This window comes from Clostridium akagii DSM 12554, from assembly GCF_000686725.1.
Lineage (GTDB): Bacteria > Bacillota > Clostridia > Clostridiales > Clostridiaceae > Clostridium_I > Clostridium_I akagii.
Genome location: NZ_JMLK01000018.1, coordinates 1 through 23,783, shown reverse-complemented (window position 1 = coordinate 23,783; position 23,783 = coordinate 1). Strand labels below are relative to the sequence as shown.

The window sequence follows — 23,783 nt, the reverse complement described above, 5'->3', positions numbered from 1 at the left end:
CATATTCTCCTACACATTTTTTATACTATTTTTTAAAATACTCACAAACAATTCCATATTATCTTCTTGTTCATTAGTAATTAAATTACACTTTTTTTTATTATTATTTATAATTCTTGTCACACATTCTATACTTGCACTAATATTTTCTCTATCCTTTGCCTTTAATGTTTCAACATTTTTCTTTCTAGCTTTCATAATATCTCTTAATGTGGGATACCTAGGGATATTAATTCCCTTAGTAACCCCTATAATAGCAGGCAGATTACATTTGATTACCTGATGTGTACCTTCTGCTAACTGCTTATCAACGCAAAGTTTTTTATTAGTTAATTGTAACTTTATTACCGAATCAACACTTGAAATATCAAGTATTCCGCCTAAATAATCAACTAATCCAATTATCTTTTTATCAACTATTTCTTTTCCTGTTATAATTAAGTCTATATTTTTTGATATAAATATATCTTTTAAAATTGAAGCAATATTAGATGTAGTTAATTCTGCATTATAATCATCTATATATATACCACTATCTGCACCTATAGCTAATGCATTCATTATTACATCTTTACTGTTTTCATCACCAATAGCAATACAAATAACTTCAACATCTTCATTTTCATAATTTTCTCCAATTCTAAGTGCTTCCTCCAATGCATAGAGATCATAAGCATTAAAATCATATTTCTTGTTTTTATTCACAAGCTTGCATCCATCTTCCACCATTAATTTGCTTTCAATGTGCATAACACTATTAATAAAAACTCCAATTCTCATCACTTAATCCTCATAATTTAGGTTAAATGCTATCATTGATTTCATTCCCGCTAAATGACCTCCAGTAATACTCATTGCTCTTACATCTCTAAATATTTTTTCAATGATATTTCCTTTGATATATCCAAAACCACCAAACATTTGAAGACAAGCATCACAAATTTTCTTAGCTTCAGTCGTATTATATAATTTAAGCATACTTGTATCTTCTGAAATATTAGCATCCTGCTTTTCTATATTTTCGCAAACAGTATACGTTAGTAACCTCATTAAACTTAGTTTAGTTTTCATTTCAGCTAAATCAAACTGCACACTCTGCATATTTATTAATGCATTATTATCAGCTTTTCTAATCTTCATATATTCTAAGGCTTCTTTATAAGCTCTTTCAGCTAATCCTAATGCTATTGAACTATCTCCTAACTTCATTAAGTTGAAAATATCCATCAGAACTTGTCCACCCTGGTTAATTTCTCCTAATACATTATCTTTATTTAACTCAACATCCTTAAAAGAAATTTCTACTAAACCTATTTGTTTTAATCCCATAGGTTCTTGTTCTTTACTTATAGTAACTCCTTTTGCTTTTAGGTCTACAATTAAGAAAGTTAATCTATTAAATTCCATTCCTTCAAATGAATTTGTTGCTTGAACTAAAGCATAATCCGCAATTTTTCCTGATGTAACAAATGATTTAACACCATTTAATATTATTTTATCTCCCTTACCGCTGAAAATAGTTTTTGTTTCAATTTGAGGTTCTGTACAAGACAAAACACCGAGCTTTTCTCCTGTAACGCATTTTGTTAAATACTTTTTCTTTTGCTCCTCTGTTCCAAACTTTAACAATGGATAGCAGAAAGTATAGTTAGCACTTGATACAATATGCGCTAATGATGCATTCACCTTTGCAAGTTCATTTATAACTAAAGTACTAGATACTAAATCCATTTCACTTCCATTATATTTTTCAGGTACCACCATTCCAAAATATCCAACATGAGCTACTCCCTTTAAAATATCTTGAAACTCTTTATCATTTATTTTTTCGCCATTAGATTTACTTTCAATGTTATCCTTTATATATTTTTTGACACTTTCTTTAAGTTCTTTGTGTATCTTTGTAAAATTATACATATTACTCATCCTCTCTATTTATCTCTTATTTTTGTCCCTTTAAAATTTCATTGAAAACTATAGTGCCAGGACTATATTCTTTTTCATCCATTATAAGGTTAAAACATACAGTTTTATTATTATTGTAATTTTTATCCATGCATTCTTTAAACTTCATTATGTCAGTTACTAAAAAACCTATTCCACCAAATGCATTAACCCATTTATCATATCTGACTAATCCTAAATCAGTAGCTTCCGTATCTTTATATAAAATTAATTGTGTACTTTTGCATAATCCCCATGTACTATCATTATGAATAAATATTTTTATTCCTAAACCTGCTCTTCTCAATGTATCTAAATCTACAACATCAAATCCAAAAGATCCATCCCCTGTATATAAAATAACATCATAATTAGGATTTGCTATTTTAGCTCCAATAGCTAGTCCAACGCCAGTGCCCATAGGTCCATACATTCCATCTGGTGCTATTATCAGCTGTCCAGGGAACTGGCATTTTAACAATACTGATGCCCAAAACATTGCATTAGATCCATCAATGACAATAATAGTATTTTGCTTCATATGTTGTTGTATTGCATCAAAGACATCAACAGCTTTTAATTTATTTTCTTCATTAGAGCTATAGCTTTTTAGTAATCTATAGAAATTATCTCTATGCTCACTTAGTTCTTTTAACCAGGATTTGTAATTAAACTCATAATTATTACTTTCGATAATTTTAGTTAATTTTTCTAAATTAATTTTTAAGCTTCCACTGACTTGTACATCGCTTCTAAAATTTGAATTTAGGTTAACTTCTGAATTAATATTAAAACTTACTATCTTATTCACATTTTTAAAATACTTTGAGGAGAATTGACCCATTTGGTAGTCTGAAAAAACTCCAATTGTGATAACTAAATCAGCTTCTTTGTAAGAATATAACTGATTTCCTCCTTCAATCACTCTCCCTGAACCAAAGCATAAACCATCATCAGGAATTACTCCTCTTGCCTTATTTATAGTATAAACAGGAATATTAACCTGCTTTATAAAGTCAAACACTTCTTTTTCTGCCCTGGTATAATATACCTCATCGCCAATAATCACCATTGGTTTTTTAGATGCTTTTATAATATTAATAACTTGTGCCAAATTTTGGTCTGATGAAGATATTAATAAATCAACCGCAAACTTTCTTTCAACTTTCACATCATACTTTATAGAATTTCGTAGTACATCAATTGGAATTTCAAGTACAACTGGCCCTCTAGTTCCAGTATTGGCAATTGTCAAAGCTCGCTCAATATATTCAGGAATTCGATCTGTTGAATATACTACCTTGCTCCATTTAGTGTACTTTTGTACTATTTCCAACTGATCTATATCTTGTAGAACTCCATTATCTTTTTGAGATTTTACTACATTTCCTATTATCACTAACAACGGTGTATGAGCATAAAACGATTTTATGATTCCTGTTAAAGCATTAGTAAACCCTGGCCCACCACTTACAATTGCTACACCAGCCTTTCTTTTCACCTGTGCCCATCCATCAGCCATATATACAGCACCTTGCTCGTGCCTTGTAGAAATTACATTTAAATTATACTGAGAAGCATGTACAAGAATTGGTGAAACCTGGTTACCAACTAGGGTGAATATATCTTTTATGCCCTCTTTGGATAATTCTTGTATAACCAACTCCCCTCCACTAATTAAACTTTTATTCATAACTACACCCTTTTCCTAAAAAGTAATTATTAATAATTTTCCTTCATCTTCTTTAAACTTAACTTTAACATCCAATTTTTTTAATCCTTTATACATTTTTAACGCTTCTAGTAAACATTCTGAATTTCTATCATATATTACTGCATCTTTAGTAACTGCAATAATGCTCTCCTTGCTTAAATTAATAATATTATCCAAATCTTTTGACTTTAGTATTTTTACCTTAGTATTGTTTTTATTTTCTGAGATATTCATATCCTTTTTAACATCTATCGATATGAAATCAGTTACCGGAACTGCTGAATGAGGAATATTGCTTTTAATAAATTGATAGTCTCCTTCACTTATAAAGCAACTATTCTCACCTACTATTAATTGAAATTGTCCATCTACACCTAATACTTCTTGTGCTTCTTCATGGTTATGCATTTGAAATAATGATTTTTCACTTATAAAATTTACTATTAATTCTCTATTTCTTTCAATATATATCTCTTGTATATCACCTTTTTGTGTAAATTTTCTTTTTGATACGCATTCCATCACATTAACATTCACCCTTTCAAATATATTCCAGCTCATTGATACAACTCCAAAATCTTTGATAACTCTAAATTTATATTTATCTGAACATATTTCTGTTGTAATACATGCATCAACTTCACCATCATTAAGCATTCTTGCTGCTTCACTATTACTTTTAGCATAGATTACTTCTGCATCCTTAAACTCATTAATTATCAAACTACTTGGTGATGGATGAGTGGCTATTTTTTTTACATTCCCCATAAAACCTGCCTTTTTAACACTCACCATTCTTGGAGTATTATATACAAATGATTTTAAAATCTTTATCCTGCTAAGATTTTCAAACACAATCTCAGCAAATTTTACATATGCTGATGGAATTAATACATAATTAACATTTCCCTCTATTAATTCATTTATTGTTGCTTCGAAAGTATCTAATAACAGTATATCCGCATCTATATCTTCCTTACTCAAAAAAAACTTGGCACAATATTCACTGCAAGTCCCAGTTGGTCCTAAGGTAGCTAAAACACATTTTTTTCTCACTGCTCTTTCAACACCTCCTCCATATAAAATCTATCTTACATAAATTCATTTACCAAACTGCCAATTACTAATTTTAAAATTTCTGAAGTACCTCCATTAATTGTAGTTATTCGAATATCTCTATATAACTGCTCAATTGGAATACCTTTTATATATCCATAACCACCATGTATTTGCAATGAATCATTACATATTTGTGCAGCTGATTCTGTTACTATATATTTAACTATTGATGAATTAACGAAGATATCTTTTCCCTCCTCTTCATCTAACAGCTTATATAGATTAAATACAATCACTTCTATGCTCTTTAACTTACTGTACATTTCTCCTATTTTACTTTTACAAATACCTTCTTCAATTAAACTTTTTCCATCAATAATCCTATTTTTAGCATATTTAACAGCTTCATTGAAGGCACTATCAGCAATTCCTAATGCAATAGCAGCATTTCCAGCTCTTAAATAACCCACTATATCTCCACTAATTTCCCCAAATTCTTTCTTTTCTCCTATTTTATTTTGTAAATCAATCTTACAATTAATAAAATTAATTTCTCCCAAACGAACTCCATCCATGCCTAATGTTTTCTCATTTTTACTAAAACTAATTTCCTTAGTATTTTTTAAATCCACAACAAAATATGAATAATGATTTTCCTCACCTTCAACTTTTGCTCCAATGATAGCATAGTCAGCTTTATCTGCATAAGTAATCATAGTTTTTCTTCCATTTATAATATAATAACTTCCGCTTTTTTTAGCTGATAATTTTATATCGCTTAAATTACTTCCACTAGCTTCATGAAATGCAAATATTCCAATTTCACCTTCACTTTGTACTTTTGCTAAATACTTTTCCTTTTGTGCTTCACTCCCATATAAGTCTATTAATTTGCAAAATCCAAAATTATGAACCATCAAAATTTGTGCCAGGGATGGATTTAACTTTGACACTTCATAAAGTATGGTAAATGCTAACTTATTACTTAGTAAACAACCGCCATATTCTTCTGGAATCGTACAAGAAAATAAGTAGTTATCCATCAGTACCTTTATAGCATTGTCCATAAAATCGCTTATATCGCTATTGTTATTGTTATTAAAAATACATATTTTACTTTTTAACATATTTATAAGATTATGAATGTCTTTTTGTTCATCATCAAACTTAAACATGCCCACACCCCCTTTTGCGTTATTCTGCATTTTTTCAATTATTAGTCAGTGCGTATTAAAAAACATCTTAAATATCGATAATTTTTCTAGCATTTGTATCAAATAATTTTTCTAGTTTCTTGTCACTTAAGCCTGAATTTTCCTTAACATAATTCACCCATGTCTTTTGAGTAACATTGAAACTATATAAAGGCCAATCAGTACCAAACAGTACTTTATCTGGAGCATACTTAAATAAGCTTTTCATTTTTTCTTGAAATTCAGTTTTATTCTTAGACACCCTCTCAAACCCGGATATATCCAAATATATATTTTTATAATTTTGTATTAATTTTAATCCTTCTTCATAATACAAAATACCTGCATGCGCTAAAATAAAGTTAACATTTTTATACTTTTTAGCTACTTCAATTAATGTATAAGGATACTTAGTTGATAAATACATATCTTTTAACGATGGACCAGTATGTATTAAAACAGGAAGGTGATAATAATCACATAATTCATAATATGGATCTAAACTTTTATCATTAATTTCAAATCCACATGGGGGATATAGTTTTAATCCCTTAAAATTATATTCTTTTATATCTTTCTCAAATAAATCCACTCCACTTTTACCTCTTCTTGGATCTATTCCAGCAAAAACAATAAATCTATCTGGATACTTTTTTAATAGGGATAAATAATATTCATGCACCTGCTTTATTTTTTCTCCTCCATCACATTCAGCAGAGTTATAAAATAAATCTATTATCAATAAAACAGATTTATCTATTCCTGCATCATCCATTTGTTTTATTATTTTTTTCCCTTCATTATCTGATAACACATTCATGGACATAATTTTTACAAAATCACTTACATTACTATCATTACCTATACTTATTGAGTCATTTAAATCTTTAATTATCCCATTTATAAAATATTTAGAAAATACTTTTATATTTGCCATATGACAGTGCACATCTATCATTTAATTATCTCCTTTAATAAAGATTTTCAAGTTCTATTTTATATGTGGCTATAATTTTTTTTCTATTTAATTTCATATTCGGTGTTATCTGGTTATTCTCACGAGAAAAGGGCTCATTTACTATAATGAAATCATGTACTTCTGCATCCTTATTTAAAGAAACATTCAATTTATTTAGCTCTTCCTTTATTTCTGCACGACTTGTTTTTTCATCGTTTTTCACTATAACTGCAATAATATACTGATGATTATCTCCATATACAACAGATTGTTTTACTAAATCAATTTTATTGATTTTTGATTCAAGTGATACTGGCGATACTTTTTTGCCATTAGATAAAACTATAATATCTTTTGACCTTCCATCTAAATATAAAAAGCCATCTTTATCTATATGTCCTGTATCTCCCGTCGCTAAAGTTCCATCTTCTCTAAACATCTCTTTATTTGTCTTATCATCAGTATTTATATAACTTCTTGCCCACGCATAATCACTTCTTATATAAATATTGTTGTCTTTATCCAAAATAAGTTCTACATCATCTAGTACTTTTCCTACACTGCCTATTTTTTCGTATCCAGGGTAATTCATTGTTATAAGTCCAGTTTCAACTAATCCGTATACTTCGTATAATATAATTCCTATATCATTAAAAAATTCTAGTACTTCTTTTCTTATTGGTGCTGAACCAGTAATTAAATACTTCATTCGTCCACCCCAGAAATCATATATACCCTTAAATAACTTTTTCTGTGTTTCTCTGAGTACATGTTTAGGTATAATATTCTTATTATTTATGAAATCCTTATATAGTTTATAACTCTGCTCATCATTTTTAATTTTTGAGTAAAATGTTTCATATAAACTTTCAAAAAAGTATGGAACTCCTTGTAATACTGTAGGTTTATAATACTGTAAATCAAACATTACTGTTGTAGGAATGCTCAAACACATATTAATTCCTAATAAGATTGCACTATAGTAATAACATCTTGAAGAGAATTGTGTTAAAGGAAGGAATATTATTACTTTATCATCTTGTTCAAAGTTGAACTTACTTATACATGTCTTTATAAAATGACTAGGTGACTTCAATTTTACATACATTCCTTTAGGTTCTCCTGTTGAACCTGATGTTAGAATAACTGTATAATCATCATTATCGTCAAAAGCACATTGAGTATCTAGATTATTCAATTCTTTAGCTGGAATTTTATTAAATGATTTTGTTATTTCTTTAATATTTATAATATAATCATTTTGAATATTTATTTCTTCATCTGCCACTAAAAATGATAAATCAAATATAGTTTTAGCTCTTTCAATCTTATTCTTAAATATTTCATAGTTAAGTGGTACAAAAATATAGCCTCCATATAAACAAGCTAAATCTAATATTATAAATTCATATCTATTCTTACATAATAAGCCTATTTTTTGTCCTATTTTTAATCCTATTTTTTCTAAGTGTTTATATACGTTCATAGTATCATTATACATTTCTCTATATGTCTTTTTACGTTTCTTTTTATTTTCTACATATTCTATAGTATTAACTTCATTATCTCTTAATTTTTGTATTAAATCTTTCATATTAACAGCTACCTCCCTTACACAAAATCTCTGTTACTCCACTATAAGGATTAAAGAAATGACATACTAATGTTCCCTTTTCATATTCAGGTTCAAAAGGCTTTGTGACCATAAAAAAGCCTCTTTTTGTAAGGTATTCCTTTGCTTCTTTTAAATCATCAACTTCATAACATATATGATACAGTACACAATCAGAATTTTTTAAAATATTATCAATTGGTGTGCTTTCACCGTAAGGCTCAACTAATTCAATCATTTGCTGATCAACTTCACTACCTAAATATGTGTAATAAACATTCTGACTTTTTTCTAACTTCTTATATGTAATGATATTACAATATATATTTTTAAAAGATTCAATGGATTTATCTGTTGATTTTGTTGCATATGCAATATGATGTAATTTAAATTTCATCTTTATTCCTACTTTAACTTTTTTATATTTCTAATAACATTGCGTAATAAGTTATATCGTACAACTTGTATCCTAAAGAATAAATTATTACTTTATCACCCTTTTGCAAATTGTAATTTCTAATAACATCAGTTAGATTTCTAATTGTGTCAACATCACCTAAATGGCCGCCCTTGGGGATATTATCCATATAGAATTTATTTAGGTTAACTTTCAACAAGCTGCTGTATAAATCCATAGATGCATAGCTAATATTTAGGGGAATAATTAGTTCTATATCATACATTTTTAAATTATTTTTCAATAAAATATTATTAATGATAGACGATCCTTTTAATATTACATTATAAACTTGTAGATTAAATTTTTTATTTTCATACATGTCTAAACTATATTGTCCATCAGTAAAACTAATCGTATCAGAAATCTTCATTCCCCTACTCTTAGCCGAAATATACATAATTCCTACTGCATCTCCAAGTATTGTTGTATCTATAAATCTATCTTTTTCACTAATTACAGTGGATAATATCAAAACTTTTTTAGAAGCATCTTTTTCAATTAAAGCATCTGTAAGCTCAAGAGCTTGTACAGTTGCTCCACATTTTTCATTTAATAAAATTACTGTTGCCTTGTCCATCTTATATTTCTTTTGTATGGCATATGGTAGACATTCTTTGTTTTCAAAACCTAACATATTTATATACATAATATTTGTAATATCTTTTGTTTCAACTTCTGGCAGTATAAAAAAGTCACTTAATAATTCATTATATATATCAAATTCACTTTTTGATTTAATTATAGAAATGTTTTTTAATCCTGTTTTCTTATTAAATTTTTTTGCCTCTTCATCACTAAAACCATATTCTTTTAGTATTTTTGTTGACTTCTCCATATTACTTGAAATATAGTAATTTAAATAATTTATATATGCCATATACACACCTCTTTAAATAACTAAAGAAATTATAGTAAAATGTTTATACATTACTATAATTTTTTTATTCTTGTTCCACCAAATGCATGTATTGTTCTAGTTCCTGCTTTACAACTTCCACCTTGTAGTACACCCTTAGGAATGAATAATTCATTTCCTGGATGAAGGACATACTCTTTGCCATTCATTGTTACGATATACTCTCCAGAAACACAAATCATGTATTCATCAAATTCATGTTGATGCTCTTTGGAAATTCTATTTTCATAACATGTCCAAAACGCCATCTGGCTTCCATCTTCTCCTGTATAGTAATATCCATCAATATCTTTAGTATTTTGCTGTGAACTATCAATACGATTTTTCTGACTTTTCATAAACTTTGGGAATTCTTTCATCAAATATCACCTCATTATATAATTAAATTTATAGTATAAATTATTCGTTTTTTATGCACTTTTCAATAAGTGAAACTACATCTGACACCTTTTTAATGTCACTAAAATTTAAATCATCACTTATTTCTGCTAAATTAATATTAAATTCTTCATTTAACTCTATCATCATCTTTATTGTCATTATAGAATCAAATCTAAGTTCGTTTACCAAATCGGTGTCCAGATTTATTAGAATATTATCTTCTGTATCTTTTGAAAATTTTTTCATTATCTTCATAACTTTATTTACTATTAAGTCATCCATAAAACTTTTACATCCTTTCAAGAAACATTCAATCATGCAATTGCAAGTTTACTCATTAAACTAATGCTAATTCCTTACTATGTTCCTTAATATTATTCTCAAACATCCCTACAAATTGATTATAAAATTCATGATTAGCAATATAATCAGAAAAACCAACTTTATAATATAATGTAGTTGTATATATATTCTTCTCTATTTTTTCAGGGATTTCTCCAAAATTAATTTCTTTCTCTAATTCAGGTATATCATATTCAAACTTAACATCTTGTAGCATATAGTAATTATCATTTCCTACTTTTTTTAAAGGATAACCATCTAAATACTGTATGTCACTTTTATCACTAATTTTCATAGTTCCTGTTCCATATATAGGCATAGTCAACAAATCATATATCATTAATTCCTTAAAGAAGTCCTTATATTTATTAGGTACCTTTTTTATTATCTCTTCATTCCACCACTTATTAACTATCTCTTTTACCTTTTTAGTTTTAAAAAAATAATTAAGTTCATCTTCTATTCGATAAGCATCCAAACTTTTAACTACTTCATCACGATATTCTCTTAACATCTTACATGTATCATCAGATTGTTGATCTATCCAATTATCAAAATTCAATAAAACTTGAGATTGTGTTATATTAGCAATTTTTCTGATTGGTATCCATATATGTCTAAGTAAAGAATATTCAGCAAGAAGCCTAGCCCAAAATATAAATCTATGCATTTTACAATTTTCTTCGAAAGTCATTGTATTATGCTTAAGTACATATTCAAAGTCATCTTTACCTGCTTTCCAACCAACAATTCCATATTGATTTTTATTCATTGAATACTTTGTATTTGGAATTAATAAGTGAGGATAAACTGCTATACGTGTAACTTCTTCTGACATAATATCATATCCCTTGAAAAATGAATCCGGAGTTTCACCTGGAAGTCCCCATATTAACTCACCATAAACATCAAGTCCATCTTTTCTTAAATCCTTGGCTACCTTTTTCCAATCATCACGCTTCATGTTAACTCTCCCCATGTTTTTTAAAACATCTTCAGACAATGATTGCAACGATATAGAGAACGATGTCATAAACCTGCTATCTTTCACTTTTTTTAGTATTCTTGAAAATATTTGTGTCTTATTTTTAGCCCATGATGTAATAATACATTTTGGATATCCGTACTTTTCACGTGCCTCTAATAAAATATCGAAAAATTGTTCATCGTGTTCTGTTAACCCAAAATTTGAATCACACAAACAAATATCATTAACTTTAAGTTTTGCAAATAACTCTATTTCAGCCCTTAGTCGTTCAATTGAAAAATTATAAATCTTTTGACCTGTTGCACCACCCCAAAAACAATATCCGCATTTATACGGACAACCTCTATTGGTTTCTATAAGTGCAACATCATATTTAAACTTTCCCTCTTCATTGGTTAGGTCAATTGCTCCAGTTAGAAATGGTGAAGGTATTATATCTAAGTTTTTAATTCTTTCTCTTGGTTCTGTTGTTACTATTTCCCTATCTTCATTTCTAAATGAAATTCCTTTTATATAGCTCAATTCACTTATAGACTTATTATTTAAATATGCTAGTAAAACCTCACAAAAAGTTAATTCTCCTTCGCCATTAATAATTATGTCTACAGCAGGATACTTCTTAAATACTTTAGTAGCTTGATTTGTTACATGTGTACCTCCGAAAATAACCCATCCCTTTGGGTTTAATTGTTTAAATGTATCTGCCACATTTGCAAATTGATTATAATTCCATCCAAACATGGAAAAACAAGCTATTTCTACATGCTGTTCAGCAAACATATCTCTAATTATTGATATTGTTTCAGCTGATCCATTAAAATTGCATATATCAATATCAATATTTGACTTGATATATTGATTGTCATAAGCCATGCTTTTTAGATAACCCGCAGCCAATGGTATAGATTCATATCCTGTATTATCATTATTCCAAGCAGCCTTTTGAGCTATCTTCACTTTTATTTTCACTTAACACTCCCCCCAATATTTCATTATTTCTTTATTGCCTTAATAACACCATATGATGAAATTCCCTCGTCACATAATATTTTAGTAGTTTTCCAAGCTTCCATAAAATTATCAACATTCTCTTTACCTAATTCGCATACTAAGTTATCATAGTTATTAATTATATTATTAATAACATAATTAATGGTTTGATAAACTTGATCACCCAATTTAATTACTTCAACATTAGAAAATCCAATTTTATTAGCAATGTCTATATATTCATTTAAAGTTATATATTGACCTTGACCAAATATTTTTTTCAATGCAATGATTCCTTCGTTATGCTTTATCATCTCTTTAATAGTCATTTTCCTCAAACTCATATTGTCACAAATTAGCATAATACCGCCTTTTTTAAGTACTCTATAATTCTCTGCAAACAACTTTTCTTTATTTGGTATCATATATGCTGCTTCTATCATAATAAGTACGTCAAAAGAATTATCTGGAAGATTGTTATCTAAAGCATCTTCCACCTTAAAAGAAACATTTTTCAATTGATTGTCATCATTTAATCCTTTTGTTGCTTCATCCATTCCAACTTTGCTATTACTAATCCCCATTGCTGTACATCCATACTTTTTACACATATACTTAACAGTACCGCCTACTCCGCAACCAACATCAAGTACGCTTTTTTCTTTATCTATTTTTGATATTTTCACCAATTCATCAATCAATCTTGACTGTGCTAGATGTAATTCACAAATTCCTGGCTTAAAATATCCCCAATGAAAATGTTCTCCCATGATAGCTTGAAATATATTAGTAACTTTATTCATATGTTTTTTATTAAAATCAACTACCTCTTCTACTTCCATTATTAATCCTCCTAATAGATGCTTATATTTTATTTAAATATTTCTGCAATATTTTTATAGGTGAAATGTAACTTGTATCTTTCCTGCACTATTAGGGTTTATTTTTGATACAGTTTCATATTTTATCTGCAGGCTCTCCTTCAAACCCTTATATCCATCTAATATACGATATAATTTCTTATTAAAAGCTCCAAATACTTTTTCTTTTTCTTCTTCTTTAATATTTTCTTCCCATTGAATTTTAATTTGTAATGTAGAACTTTCTTTTTGTATTACTTGATATCTTGTTATACCTGGAACATATAAACTCCAGAAAGGATATTCAGATACCTTTATTTCTTTTCCTTGTAAATCTTTAAATATAAAGAATGATGTTCCTCTACCCAAAATGTAACTTATTTTGTTTAACCTATCATCAACTTTATTAGGTATAAAAAAGGCTCTATCTGCCAAATTGTACCTTATAAATGGCATTGTTTTATTATATAAATTTGTGACTACAATATTTCCTTCTTTATAATACTCATTTATTCTTTTTCCATTATCATTAACTAGTTCAACATAAACCATATCCTCAAATATACTTAATTCCTCTATTGATTCATTAAATTGAAATGCAATAGGTCCTGTTTCACATGTTGAATAACTATTACTTGCTTTTACCCCAAAATATTTTTCTATATCTCTTGAATCATTTGGAGATATCATCTCTCCAGCAAAGATTACCTTTTTAAGATTTAAACTAATCTTTCCATCTCTCTGCTTTCTTGCAAGCTCTCCTAATAAACTTGGTTTTGTCATAAGCAAATTAGGTTTAAATTCATTGAGCTGCTTATAAAGTTCTTCTTTTGGGGAAAATACTGAAAACATCCTCAAATTCACAAGATTCTTCATGGAATAAGCCCATGAATTTCCCCCTACATAGTCATCCATTATGCCAATATATGCAATCTTATTAATATCATTATTAGCCTTAATTTTTGATTTAATTAAATCTATAAGTTTTAGATAATAACTTGCTGTAGTAATTGCAAATTCTCGTTCTCCCCATATTATATAGGCTGGATTTCCTGTGGATCCGGAAGTATGAAAAGCTAAATACTTATCTAAATATCTCTTTTCAAAATCAAATGGACTCTTGAAATATTCTTTTAACTGTACTTTTGATATATCATTATATGTTACAACATCTTCAAAGTTTTCTTTTATACTATCCTTATTTATTATTGGAAATTTCTCAAGATCCACATCGTCATTCAAATCAATACTACTATATAATTTTTTGTAAAACTTAGAATTAAGCGCAGCATATCTAACTATTTCATTTATCTTCTTTTGTCTATTAAGATCTTTTTCTTCATTACTATATTTTTTAAACTCTTCATATTCATTACTATATTTTTTAAAATTTTCTTTAAATTCGGATTTTTCCAGCATAATCACCTCTATTTTTATTAAATAATCATTTTTATTCTTCTGTGAGGTATTCCTGTTTTCTTAGAAGCAAAGACCTCATCTGATACTTCAAATCCATAAAGTTTAGCTGTTTTTGCAACATGAAGACGTATTTCTCCCCATATTTCATGAACTGATAGTTCCTTAGCTTTTGTAACAAGTCTCTCAACTAACCCTCTTGATATTGCTATTTGTCCTCTTTTACTTTCATCAACAACAAACTGAGATAATTGACCTCTATCACCTTTTACTGTTAACCTTAAATATCCAACAACTTTATCAGCCATTACTGCCACTAAATGAATACTCGCATTTTCCACAGCATCATAGACTCCTTCCAATCCTACGCCAGAAGGCTCATAAAAGACCTCGTATCTCAACTTAACTGCTTGTTTATAATAATTACTATTTGTATCTATATAACAAAATTTCAACTCACTTGGATTCATTTAATCACCAACTTACTTAGATATATGAAATTAATTTATAGTATTTTTTATATATTCAATTAACTTTTTACCTTCTGGAGTTTTATCGAAATTATATTTAATATCTCCTAAACTTCTCTTAAAATCAACGCTTTCATCATGTAATTTCTCTATGCTTTTTCTTTCTAAGAATAAATTGCTTAATATTCTTGCCAACTTATCAAATTCATCTTTTCCTGTTCCATATCTTGTTAATTCATTTCCTGCAAGTCTTAATCCCCATTCATTTTTAGGTAGGAATATCATATTAGCAGATACATTTATCTTTTCTAGTTTTTTAAATTGTCTTATTGCTTCCCCTTTAGTACCAAAATTAATCCATAGTTGATTTGATTGTGTAAATCCATACTCTTTTGCTGATATGTCTAAACCATAGTTACTCAAACTTTCTGCAAAACTCCTTGTATTATTTTGAAGATTAATAGCATACTCTTTTCCAAAATACTTGTACTCTAATAGTGCTATATAAAGCGCTAGAATATGATGTAAATGAGTATTTGACACAAAATCTTTTATTATATTTCGTACTTTATCTACAGATTCATCCTTTTTCTTAAATAATATCATTGCCTTTTGTGGCCCCCACAATGCTTTATGCGTAGTTGAATGTATAATGTTAGCTCCTTCTTTAAAAGGATCTTGGAATAATGATGCTCCAATAAGTGCTGTAATATGAGAAGCATCATATATTATTGTTGTGTCTTCTCCTACAATTTCTCTAATTTCCTTAACAGGATAAGGGAATAAAACATAACTTGAATCTAAAAACACAACTTTAGGTTTATGTTCTTTATTTAATTTATAAATTGTATCTAAATTCAATCTATAATTATCTGCTAAATTCATATTATAGTAATTTATATTCATACTTTTACATAAAGGTGCAGTAGATAAATGACCTCCATGATTATCTTCTACTTTAAACAAAGTATCACCACAATTTAATAATGAAGCTAATAAAACTGTCATTCCACTTAATCCTGAAAGTGGTCTAACATCACATTCTTCTGCATTAAATAAATCCATAACTAATTCTCTAGTTTTGTAGTTTATTTCATCTAATGGAGAGATATTACTAAATGTCAAATTATCAACTTTATCAGCATCTGAAGGTAACCTTGAACAATATTGATCACTTAATCCTAAGCTTAAGGATAATCTCATCAAATTAGATGTTACATTTTCAGATGAAATTAAAGATATTCTGTCTTTTCTATATTTCTTATATCCACTAATGATATCAGATAAGTTCTTTATATCTTCTTCCATTTTATTACCTCCCTTTGTAACTACTTACTTTCACAAGTTGAACAACAGTCACTATCTAGAATTAAATACTCTTTAGCCCTTTCTTCATCGTAAATTCCAAAGCATAAAAAGCCTCTCTTATATGCTGATGAATTTATTCCTTTTACTTTAAAATAGTTACATATACTTACTGTTGCGCCCATACTTTCAGCATAGTCCTTAATCAAATTAAAGTTTTTCTTTAAATATTCATTTGATGGAGCATATCTACGAACTACTTCTCTCTTATATGGGCCTGTCTCAAAATCTTGTGCTACTGCATCATCACGATAATAAATATCTCTTAGTTCACTTAATTCTGGTACTTTTGCTATTAAATCTTCAAGGCAAACTTTACTAATTCTAGCAAAATCAATTGCAAAATGATCTATTCCTAAATCAACAAATTTCTTAAGAATACCTTTTACGTAACTTAAATCTTTTAATGGCAAAATCGGTTCAATTATTCCCATTGCTGGAATATTATTTTCTGCACATATTTTAGCTAATTCATACCTTTCGTCTAAGGTTGCAGCATTAGGCTCTAATGCATCAGCATATTCTTGACATTTCATACCATAAGAAATAAGTACTCTACCTTTACTCTTCTTCAACAGTTCCAATATTTCATTATCTGGTAATTTCCCTTTTGTTACTAAAATAAATGGTGCCTCTTCTTCTATAAGTACCTTTAAGATTTCATGTGTTACTCTAGTTTCTATTAATGGTCTTTGAAATATATCTGTTTTAGGTGAAAAGTAATATACTGGCTTTTCTCCTTTTTCACGATGTTCCTTTATTGTTTTTCTTACTAATCCAGGATAGTTCTTAAATACTTTTACAGGCAAAAATGTCTTCTCTTTCTTCAAGCTATATACATTACAATATGTACATTGAAATTCACATCCATGTGCTGGTATTAATTCATAAATTAATGGACAAAACTCCGTATTGGAATGTGCTTTAATTTCTGGTAATTCATCTGATAAATAATAATTTTCTTTTTTCATTTTTTTACACCTCTTGTTATTATTTGTATTTTTATACTTATATTATAAAACTCAATTTGCACTTTTTCAATACATATTTTATTTATTTTACCAATTATTTATATTTATGTTTTCATTTTAACATTTATTTTTGACTAATTTTAACTTTTTATCCATGTTTGGTATAGTCCTGAATATAATAATTTCTGTCTTATCTAATTTAATAATATCTTCATTGTTAGCCTTGCTGATTGCATACACTAACTGTGGTATAAAATTTTTCTTATTTGGTTTTATCATATTCCTTCCAAAATCCATCAATGTCTACACACAGCTGTATTGATAGCATCCTGCTACTTTGCTAACTTCATTATTGGCTTGATTTAAAGGCTCTGTTGATTGACACTTATTAATCCCTTTAGTTTCTGCAACTACCTCGGGATTTTCATTATACATTTATCGGAGTATTCCCATCAATTATAAATATTAGTTGATGACCATCTGTCTTTATGCTAAGAATAGCCATGAAAATCATTATTCATGATCTTCATGGCTATTCTTGTGTGTATTAAAAAATGGTTGTACTAATTTTGCGTGATGAATTCTAGCATTATCTAGAATCATAATTATCTTCCCTTCGTGATACTTTTTATTGGCACCTGGAATATGTTTCATTCTGAACCCTGTCTATCAATTTAATTTGCAATTTCTAATATAATTGCCTACGGGACGGGCTTCTAAGCTATCCATTTTGCCTATTTCTTTATTGTTAACCCCTTCAAGGGTTCTTAGTATAACAGAGTATCTTTTATACATACTTACGCTTTTTGTTTATTTATATCATTAAAAGATAAAGTATCCATGTAAAATCCTCACTCTAAAAGTTTTTTTATTAGTTTGGATTTATATAAAATTATATTGATGGTGTTTTACGGCATGTATTGTTTTATATACAACTTATATATTTAAAGTTCTCTTATTAAATGTTTTGTACGTAAAGTCTATTATAAATGCCAATATAATAGACTTTACTGTACTTGCTAAACTATAAGAACTTCCGCGCCCATTATCAATACTCGAATATATTCTTAAAAAATCAATATAACACTTCTAAATTTATTTATCTTAAAAAGTTGAATACAAACCAATAATATAACACATATACTACCTAATATAGCTACAAAATGATTGCCAGTTCCATATTGATATTGTTTACCTACTAATATTATTTGAATTTAATCCCGTATCATTTAACACATGATATGGGATTAAACGTTGAGATATAAATTTTTGAAATCTATTGTGCGCAATATGAGTTATAAATCCGCTAAATATTTACCTACGTGGCGACCAAATGTCATAGATCTGCCTGCTGCAACTCCTGGAGCTAGTTCTGGATACGAATATGCAAAGAAGCCGCCACTATCGTTTCCAACTGCAAATAGTCCTTTAATTGGCTCCATATTTTTATCTAATACCTGCATATTTATATTAATTCTCAAGCCGTCTAATGTACATAATAAATTACCACCTACAGTTATACCATAAAATGGTGCCTTAACAATAGGTCTCATACGAAAAGATGTCTTTCCGAAATCTTTATCTTCACCCTTTTCACATAATTCATTATAACGATATATGTTTGTCTTTAATGTTTGAGGAGGAAGCATTAATTTTTCAGCAAGTTCTTCAATTGTGTTGGCCTGTTGCATATAACCAGCTTTTAACAATTGTTCATTCATTCCTTCTATAATTTCCATATTAAAGTTACATGGATATTTTTCATTATCTTCTGGAAGTACAACTCGTGAACAACCAATTGTATGAAATTTAAGTACGTCTTTCCTCCAATTTGAATCGAATATAGAGCACCACACTTTACCTGGCTGCATACTAGCAGCATGTATACAAAAATCATATGGAACTGATTCATTTGTATAACGCTCACCTAATTTATTTACCTTGAGGAATGGCTGACTACCTAACCAAAACATTTTACCTTCAAATGGTTCTCCTGCTACTTTACCTGGTTTTACTGCTTCACGATCAAAAATCATTGCTGTGGAAATAGGATCCATTTCAGCTCCTATTTCTTTAGCAGCTTTAATTCCATCACCTGTTACACCTTGTGTTAATGGGAGTGAAGTTATATTAGATGCAGCAATTGGATTTAATTCCTTTAACATTTCCATATTATTAGAATAACCACCCGTGGCGAGAACAACTCCCTTACTTGCATTTATTTGAATATATTCTCCATCCGAATTTTTAGCAATAACGCCTGATACTTTATCATCATCAGTTGCCAACTGAATCACTGGGGTTCTTGTCATTATCTTAACTCCATGTGCTTTCATTCTTTCTTCAAGTATTTTTACAGGCTTTCTTTTATCTTCTGAATTATCATTATAAAAACTATGGCATGTTGACCACTCTCTTATATTCATATTATTATTTATATCGGTTTCAAGTGTGACTTTCATACCATTATCTGTCATTATGTTGCACAACCAATCCATCATCTCCCCACTTTCATCTGCCCAAAGATTAATTAATCTTTGATCTATCCTATAACAGGCATGACGACATAATTCATTTACAATTTTATTTCTGTCTATTTCTACTCCATGTTCCTTCTGTACTTTTGAACCTATTGCTCCAATAAAAGTACGTGGTGGATAACAATTATTTCCCTTTTCAAGCAAAATAACTTTAGCATTATTTTCTGCGGCTGTTAGCGCTGTAATAATACCAGCGGTACCACCTCCACAGACTACCACCTCTGTTTCAATCGTCTTTGTAATTGTTCCTATTTCGTTTTCCTCTTTCTTGTACATAAAATACCTCCTCATATATTAATATTAACATCAAATATTGCCATGCCCTTAATTTACTGTTACTCAGCCTCCTTTATGATGGTAACTTATATAATTATCGATAGTATAATAGCAATGCATTATTAGCCTAATGGAAAGTTGTATGACTGAAAATTTAAGCCAAAGTTGCCTCTAATACAAGAAATAAATTTACATGATCCAACCTTCGCTATCCCTTACATAATAATTAAAATATTTTTTATACTTTATCAAAGTATTGTAAATATTCATTAAGATTTTTTTTATCATGATTATTACTTTCTAACGCTTTCCTATAAACCTTTTTAATTTCTCTAAAGGCTGTTATATTTTATACTATATTTTCTTTTAATGCTTTATTTGCACGTGTAAACCACGAAAGTTCAAATTTGTTATAGTCAAAATTGTTCATATCATATAATAAATCTATTTCTGGAAAATTTTCAATATATATCTTAAATCTATCCTTATAAATCATTTTTCCATTTAAGAGTAGCGTTATATAATAAGTAAGTATATTTTCTAGCAGATTGGGATAGTACTTTACTGACAAAATTTTATTATTGTAAATTTATTAAACTCACCATTCTCCAACATTGATATCACATCACTTTTTATCTTTTGTTGTATACTATCCGATGCTATAGGATAATAAGGGTTGAATATACCAGAAAATAATGTTATAAGCTAACAAAGCACCAGCTATTGCTGGTGCTAATAATTAAAACTTTTTGATACATTTTCAAAATCAGTTAACATACAGAACACTTTTAATTCTCCATCATGATTGAGATAATTTCCTTGTCAGTTTCTTTCATTCCTTCTTTTGCCAGTTTACCTACATTTGATATAGTAGCTTCAACACCTTTTTTCACAATACCATCGCCACCCCTAAACTGCTGTCCTTCCTTAAACATATGATATCCTAGAATTCCAGCATCTACAGCTGTAGCAATTTTAGCCGCACATGATGCTTTAGCACCATCACAAATCATTCCAGATACAATTGACAATGCATTAACAATTGTATGAGAAATCTCTCTATAACCACCACCATATAAGTAAGCAATACCCGCTCCACTTCCAGCTCCTGCACAAACAGCACCGCAATATGCTGAAAGTCTTCCTATACCAGTCTTTTGATGTATCGTAACTAAATCTGAAATAATCAAAGCTCTATAAAGTTTTTCTTTTGAAACCTTTAATTCATTACCATATTCAATAACTGGAAGTGAAGCTGTCATTCCCTGATTACCACTACCGGAAATGATAATAACAGGCAATTCACATCCATTCATTCTGGCATCTGAGCCTGCTGCTGCTTTCGCCTTGGCTCTTACTTTAATATCAGAACCATATGTTGAAATTAAAACACTTCCGATATTAGCACCATAATTATTTTTCAATCCTTCTTCTGCAATTTTTGAATTGTATTCAATCTGTCTACCAATAATATCTTGTATATCTTGTATATCCACAGAATTAGCAAAATCAACAATATCTTCTACGTTAAGTAATTCCTTGCCACTAAGTCCTTCTTCTTTTGATTCAGTTGCTTCTTTGTGATAAAGTACCTTACCATTCTTTTCAATCAGAATAATATTAGTATGATAGTTTACAATTCTTACCTTTACAGATGAATCTTTATAAAACACATTCATCTGTATATCAAATATAAATGGGGTATCTACAAGTTTAACTTCTATAGGATAAGTAGATAAGTATTCTTTAATCTTTTCTTTATCTTTTTCAGTTACGTCTGAAATAACTTCTAGTTTCTTTTCAGATTTGCCTGCTATAATACCAGCAGCTGTTGCTGCAAATATTCCTTTTAAATGACCTGTATTAGGAACTATAACACTTTTAACATTTTTAATAATATTTCCACTTACTTCTACTATAGTTTTTTCAGGCACATAACCTAATACTTTTTTAGCTTTTGCTGCCGCATATGCAATTGCAATTGGTTCAGTACATCCCATGGCCGGTATTAGCTCCTCTTTTAAAATCTGTAAGAAATTTCTATACCTTAAATCATTATTTTCCACCATATTACCTCCTTTGTATAATTTACTTATAATTTACATGCAAGTTAAAGTTAATATTATCTCATATATCATGGTATCGCAAGCATTTTCGACTTAGTTGGCTATGTACCTCCACCCATATATGATACATTATCATTTTTTTGATAGTTGCACACATTCCTTTATTAGTCTTTAGATAGTCTTAATAACATTGCTGAATGATCACTTATATTTTTAAACCTTTGTTCATGAATATAGTTACATTCTAATATACTGTTTCTTATGTTTTTTGAAATAAAAAGATATTCTAACCCTTGAGGTTTACAATAATAAGCGATTACAAAAAGATTACGCGGCCTTAGCCCATGGAATTTAGGGCTTTAGTCGCGTAACTCAATTTTATTATTTCAACTGCCTACTTGACAGGGGCAGTTGATATTTAAGGCTTCTACGCATGTTTTATCGTAATCATATTTCGTTATAATTGGTGTTTTTTATATTTAATTAATGATTTGAAATTTTCTTCATTACTTCTTTTCTTTTGCCAAATGATATAAACTATTAAATTTATTACCCAATTAAAAAATGAAAAGTAAGAACTTGTAGATACAAGATAATTAAAGAGTTTTGCACTCAACAAAAAAGATCCCATTACAATTAGCATTGATGTGGTTCCTGTAAAGATCCACGCATCATTGCTAATTCTTTATAATCTTGTTCTTCTACATTTTTATCAGTCCATATCCATGCAGGGAGTTGTGGTGAAGTTTGTGCAATAATAATTTTCCCATTTCCATTTTTCATCATAATAGGATTTTCAGAATCCTTAATAAGATGCATTAAATTAATTGTATTCAATTATCAAAGAGAATTATTTGATAGTTTTTATTAAGTTTACTTTAGATGATTTTTCTGAACTTATTTCTAATTCTAGCATTTTTTACATATAAAAAAGCTAGCACCAACACTTAATTTATATTTAAAATGTTAATGCTAGTTTTTTATTTATTTGTGACATTTAATTGGTTGAACAGTTTTTTTAGAGCTCGTTTTTCTATCCTTGACACATAAGACCTTGAGATTCCAAGCTGTGCTGCAATTTCTCTTTGAGTTTTGGGATTTCCATCATGCAGACCATATCTCATTAAAATAATTAGCTTTTCTCTTCCTTTTAGGCAGTTCTCTATTTCTTCATATAATTTTTTAACCTGAATTTTATTCTCAACAATCTCCATTACTGAGTCGCCTTCACAGCTTAATACATCCATTAGTGAAATTTCATT

Annotated in this window: 21 protein-coding genes and 1 pseudogene; all 22 read right to left on the bottom strand. The window is 28.8% G+C overall.

Annotation, left to right across the window (positions count from 1 at the left end; all coding sequences use genetic code 11):
* Window positions 1–9 precede the first annotated feature (9 nt).
* Window positions 10–780, bottom strand: a complete 771-nt coding sequence (locus tag BR66_RS0110685; protein ID WP_026882939.1) for an electron transfer flavoprotein subunit beta/FixA family protein — start codon at window positions 778–780, stop codon at window positions 10–12.
* A 3-nt stretch (window positions 781–783) separates the two neighbouring features.
* Entirely contained in the window at window positions 784–1,917 is a 1,134-nt protein-coding gene (locus BR66_RS0110680) for an acyl-CoA dehydrogenase family protein (protein WP_026882938.1), read from the bottom strand.
* 25 nt (window positions 1,918–1,942) lie between these two features.
* A complete protein-coding gene (locus tag BR66_RS0110675) occupies window positions 1,943–3,637 on the bottom strand; it encodes a thiamine pyrophosphate-binding protein (protein WP_026882937.1) in 1,695 nt (564 codons plus the stop codon).
* A gap of 15 nt (window positions 3,638–3,652) precedes the next feature.
* Window positions 3,653–4,714: a prephenate dehydratase domain-containing protein gene (locus tag BR66_RS0110670; protein ID WP_026882936.1), complete on the bottom strand. Its 1,062-nt coding sequence runs from the start codon at window positions 4,712–4,714 to the stop codon at window positions 3,653–3,655.
* A gap of 35 nt (window positions 4,715–4,749) precedes the next feature.
* Window positions 4,750–5,892, bottom strand: coding sequence for an acyl-CoA dehydrogenase family protein (locus tag BR66_RS0110665; protein ID WP_026882935.1), 1,143 nt, complete (start codon window positions 5,890–5,892; stop codon window positions 4,750–4,752).
* Window positions 5,893–5,959: 67 nt separating this feature from the next.
* Entirely contained in the window at window positions 5,960–6,868 is a 909-nt protein-coding gene (locus BR66_RS0110660) for an amidohydrolase family protein (protein WP_026882934.1), read from the bottom strand.
* 13 nt (window positions 6,869–6,881) lie between these two features.
* Window positions 6,882–8,462 (bottom strand): AMP-binding protein, encoded by a 1,581-nt coding sequence (locus BR66_RS0110655; RefSeq protein ID WP_026882933.1) that lies wholly within the window; start codon window positions 8,460–8,462, stop codon window positions 6,882–6,884.
* 1 nt (window position 8,463) lies between these two features.
* Window positions 8,464–8,877 (bottom strand): VOC family protein, encoded by a 414-nt coding sequence (locus tag BR66_RS23605; protein ID WP_051624191.1) that lies wholly within the window; start codon window positions 8,875–8,877, stop codon window positions 8,464–8,466.
* A 22-nt stretch (window positions 8,878–8,899) separates the two neighbouring features.
* Entirely contained in the window at window positions 8,900–9,817 is a 918-nt protein-coding gene (locus BR66_RS0110645) for a beta-ketoacyl-[acyl-carrier-protein] synthase family protein (RefSeq protein ID WP_026882932.1), read from the bottom strand.
* A gap of 53 nt (window positions 9,818–9,870) precedes the next feature.
* The gene (locus tag BR66_RS0110640) at window positions 9,871–10,215 is read right to left on the bottom strand and encodes a cupin domain-containing protein (RefSeq protein ID WP_026882931.1); all 345 of its coding nucleotides are present in this window, start codon (window positions 10,213–10,215) and stop codon (window positions 9,871–9,873) included.
* A 40-nt stretch (window positions 10,216–10,255) separates the two neighbouring features.
* The gene (locus BR66_RS0110635; RefSeq protein WP_026882930.1) at window positions 10,256–10,519 is read right to left on the bottom strand and encodes an acyl carrier protein; all 264 of its coding nucleotides are present in this window, start codon (window positions 10,517–10,519) and stop codon (window positions 10,256–10,258) included.
* Between the two features lie 55 nt (window positions 10,520–10,574).
* Window positions 10,575–12,536, bottom strand: coding sequence for a KedN5 family methylcobalamin-dependent radical SAM C-methyltransferase (locus BR66_RS0110630; protein WP_051624190.1), 1,962 nt, complete (start codon window positions 12,534–12,536; stop codon window positions 10,575–10,577).
* A 23-nt stretch (window positions 12,537–12,559) separates the two neighbouring features.
* On the bottom strand, window positions 12,560–13,399 hold the full coding sequence (locus BR66_RS0110625) for a class I SAM-dependent methyltransferase (protein ID WP_026882928.1): 840 nt from the start codon (window positions 13,397–13,399) through the stop codon (window positions 12,560–12,562).
* Between the two features lie 54 nt (window positions 13,400–13,453).
* The gene (locus BR66_RS0110620; RefSeq protein WP_026882927.1) at window positions 13,454–14,836 is read right to left on the bottom strand and encodes a phenylacetate--CoA ligase family protein; all 1,383 of its coding nucleotides are present in this window, start codon (window positions 14,834–14,836) and stop codon (window positions 13,454–13,456) included.
* Between the two features lie 17 nt (window positions 14,837–14,853).
* Complete coding sequence (locus BR66_RS0110615) at window positions 14,854–15,303, bottom strand: GNAT family N-acetyltransferase (RefSeq protein WP_026882926.1); 450 nt, start codon at window positions 15,301–15,303, stop codon at window positions 14,854–14,856.
* A gap of 30 nt (window positions 15,304–15,333) precedes the next feature.
* Entirely contained in the window at window positions 15,334–16,611 is a 1,278-nt protein-coding gene (locus BR66_RS0110610; protein ID WP_026882925.1) for a PLP-dependent aminotransferase family protein, read from the bottom strand.
* A gap of 20 nt (window positions 16,612–16,631) precedes the next feature.
* Window positions 16,632–17,639 carry a radical SAM protein gene (locus BR66_RS0110605; protein ID WP_026882924.1) on the bottom strand — a complete coding sequence of 336 codons (1,008 nt, stop codon included), beginning with the start codon at window positions 17,637–17,639 and terminating at the stop codon, window positions 16,632–16,634.
* A gap of 525 nt (window positions 17,640–18,164) precedes the next feature.
* A pseudogene (locus BR66_RS26800) lies at window positions 18,165–18,269 on the bottom strand (IS630-like element ISBs2 family transposase); the annotation flags it as partial.
* A gap of 665 nt (window positions 18,270–18,934) precedes the next feature.
* Entirely contained in the window at window positions 18,935–20,455 is a 1,521-nt protein-coding gene (locus BR66_RS0110585) for an FAD-dependent oxidoreductase (RefSeq protein ID WP_026882922.1), read from the bottom strand.
* A 788-nt stretch (window positions 20,456–21,243) separates the two neighbouring features.
* Complete coding sequence (locus BR66_RS0110575) at window positions 21,244–22,524, bottom strand: L-cysteine desulfidase family protein (RefSeq protein ID WP_035796017.1); 1,281 nt, start codon at window positions 22,522–22,524, stop codon at window positions 21,244–21,246.
* A gap of 633 nt (window positions 22,525–23,157) precedes the next feature.
* The gene (locus tag BR66_RS25675) at window positions 23,158–23,307 is read right to left on the bottom strand and encodes a hypothetical protein (protein WP_156946277.1); all 150 of its coding nucleotides are present in this window, start codon (window positions 23,305–23,307) and stop codon (window positions 23,158–23,160) included.
* Between the two features lie 194 nt (window positions 23,308–23,501).
* The coding region (locus BR66_RS0110560; protein WP_026882917.1) for a sigma-70 family RNA polymerase sigma factor at window positions 23,502–23,783 on the bottom strand (282 nt) is incomplete at its 5' end.

Coding starts and splice junctions, on each gene's coding strand:
- BR66_RS0110585 (WP_026882922.1), bottom strand. CDS start 20,455: ATGTACAAGAAAGAGGAAAACGAAATAGGAACAATTACAAAGACGATT.
- BR66_RS0110610 (WP_026882925.1), bottom strand. CDS start 16,611: ATGGAAGAAGATATAAAGAACTTATCTGATATCATTAGTGGATATAAG.
- BR66_RS0110620 (WP_026882927.1), bottom strand. CDS start 14,836: ATGCTGGAAAAATCCGAATTTAAAGAAAATTTTAAAAAATATAGTAAT.
- BR66_RS0110680 (WP_026882938.1), bottom strand. CDS start 1,917: ATGTATAATTTTACAAAGATACACAAAGAACTTAAAGAAAGTGTCAAA.
- BR66_RS0110645 (WP_026882932.1), bottom strand. CDS start 9,817: ATGGCATATATAAATTATTTAAATTACTATATTTCAAGTAATATGGAG.
- BR66_RS25675 (WP_156946277.1), bottom strand. CDS start 23,307: ATGATGAAAAATGGAAATGGGAAAATTATTATTGCACAAACTTCACCA.
- BR66_RS0110605 (WP_026882924.1), bottom strand. CDS start 17,639: ATGAAAAAAGAAAATTATTATTTATCAGATGAATTACCAGAAATTAAA.
- BR66_RS0110615 (WP_026882926.1), bottom strand. CDS start 15,303: ATGAATCCAAGTGAGTTGAAATTTTGTTATATAGATACAAATAGTAAT.
- BR66_RS0110660 (WP_026882934.1), bottom strand. CDS start 6,868: ATGATAGATGTGCACTGTCATATGGCAAATATAAAAGTATTTTCTAAA.
- BR66_RS0110665 (WP_026882935.1), bottom strand. CDS start 5,892: ATGTTTAAGTTTGATGATGAACAAAAAGACATTCATAATCTTATAAAT.
- BR66_RS0110655 (WP_026882933.1), bottom strand. CDS start 8,462: ATGAAAGATTTAATACAAAAATTAAGAGATAATGAAGTTAATACTATA.
- BR66_RS0110675 (WP_026882937.1), bottom strand. CDS start 3,637: ATGAATAAAAGTTTAATTAGTGGAGGGGAGTTGGTTATACAAGAATTA.
- BR66_RS0110640 (WP_026882931.1), bottom strand. CDS start 10,215: ATGAAAGAATTCCCAAAGTTTATGAAAAGTCAGAAAAATCGTATTGAT.
- BR66_RS23605 (WP_051624191.1), bottom strand. CDS start 8,877: ATGAAATTTAAATTACATCATATTGCATATGCAACAAAATCAACAGAT.
- BR66_RS0110575 (WP_035796017.1), bottom strand. CDS start 22,524: ATGGTGGAAAATAATGATTTAAGGTATAGAAATTTCTTACAGATTTTA.
- BR66_RS0110635 (WP_026882930.1), bottom strand. CDS start 10,519: ATGGATGACTTAATAGTAAATAAAGTTATGAAGATAATGAAAAAATTT.
- BR66_RS0110625 (WP_026882928.1), bottom strand. CDS start 13,399: ATGGAAGTAGAAGAGGTAGTTGATTTTAATAAAAAACATATGAATAAA.
- BR66_RS0110685 (WP_026882939.1), bottom strand. CDS start 780: ATGAGAATTGGAGTTTTTATTAATAGTGTTATGCACATTGAAAGCAAA.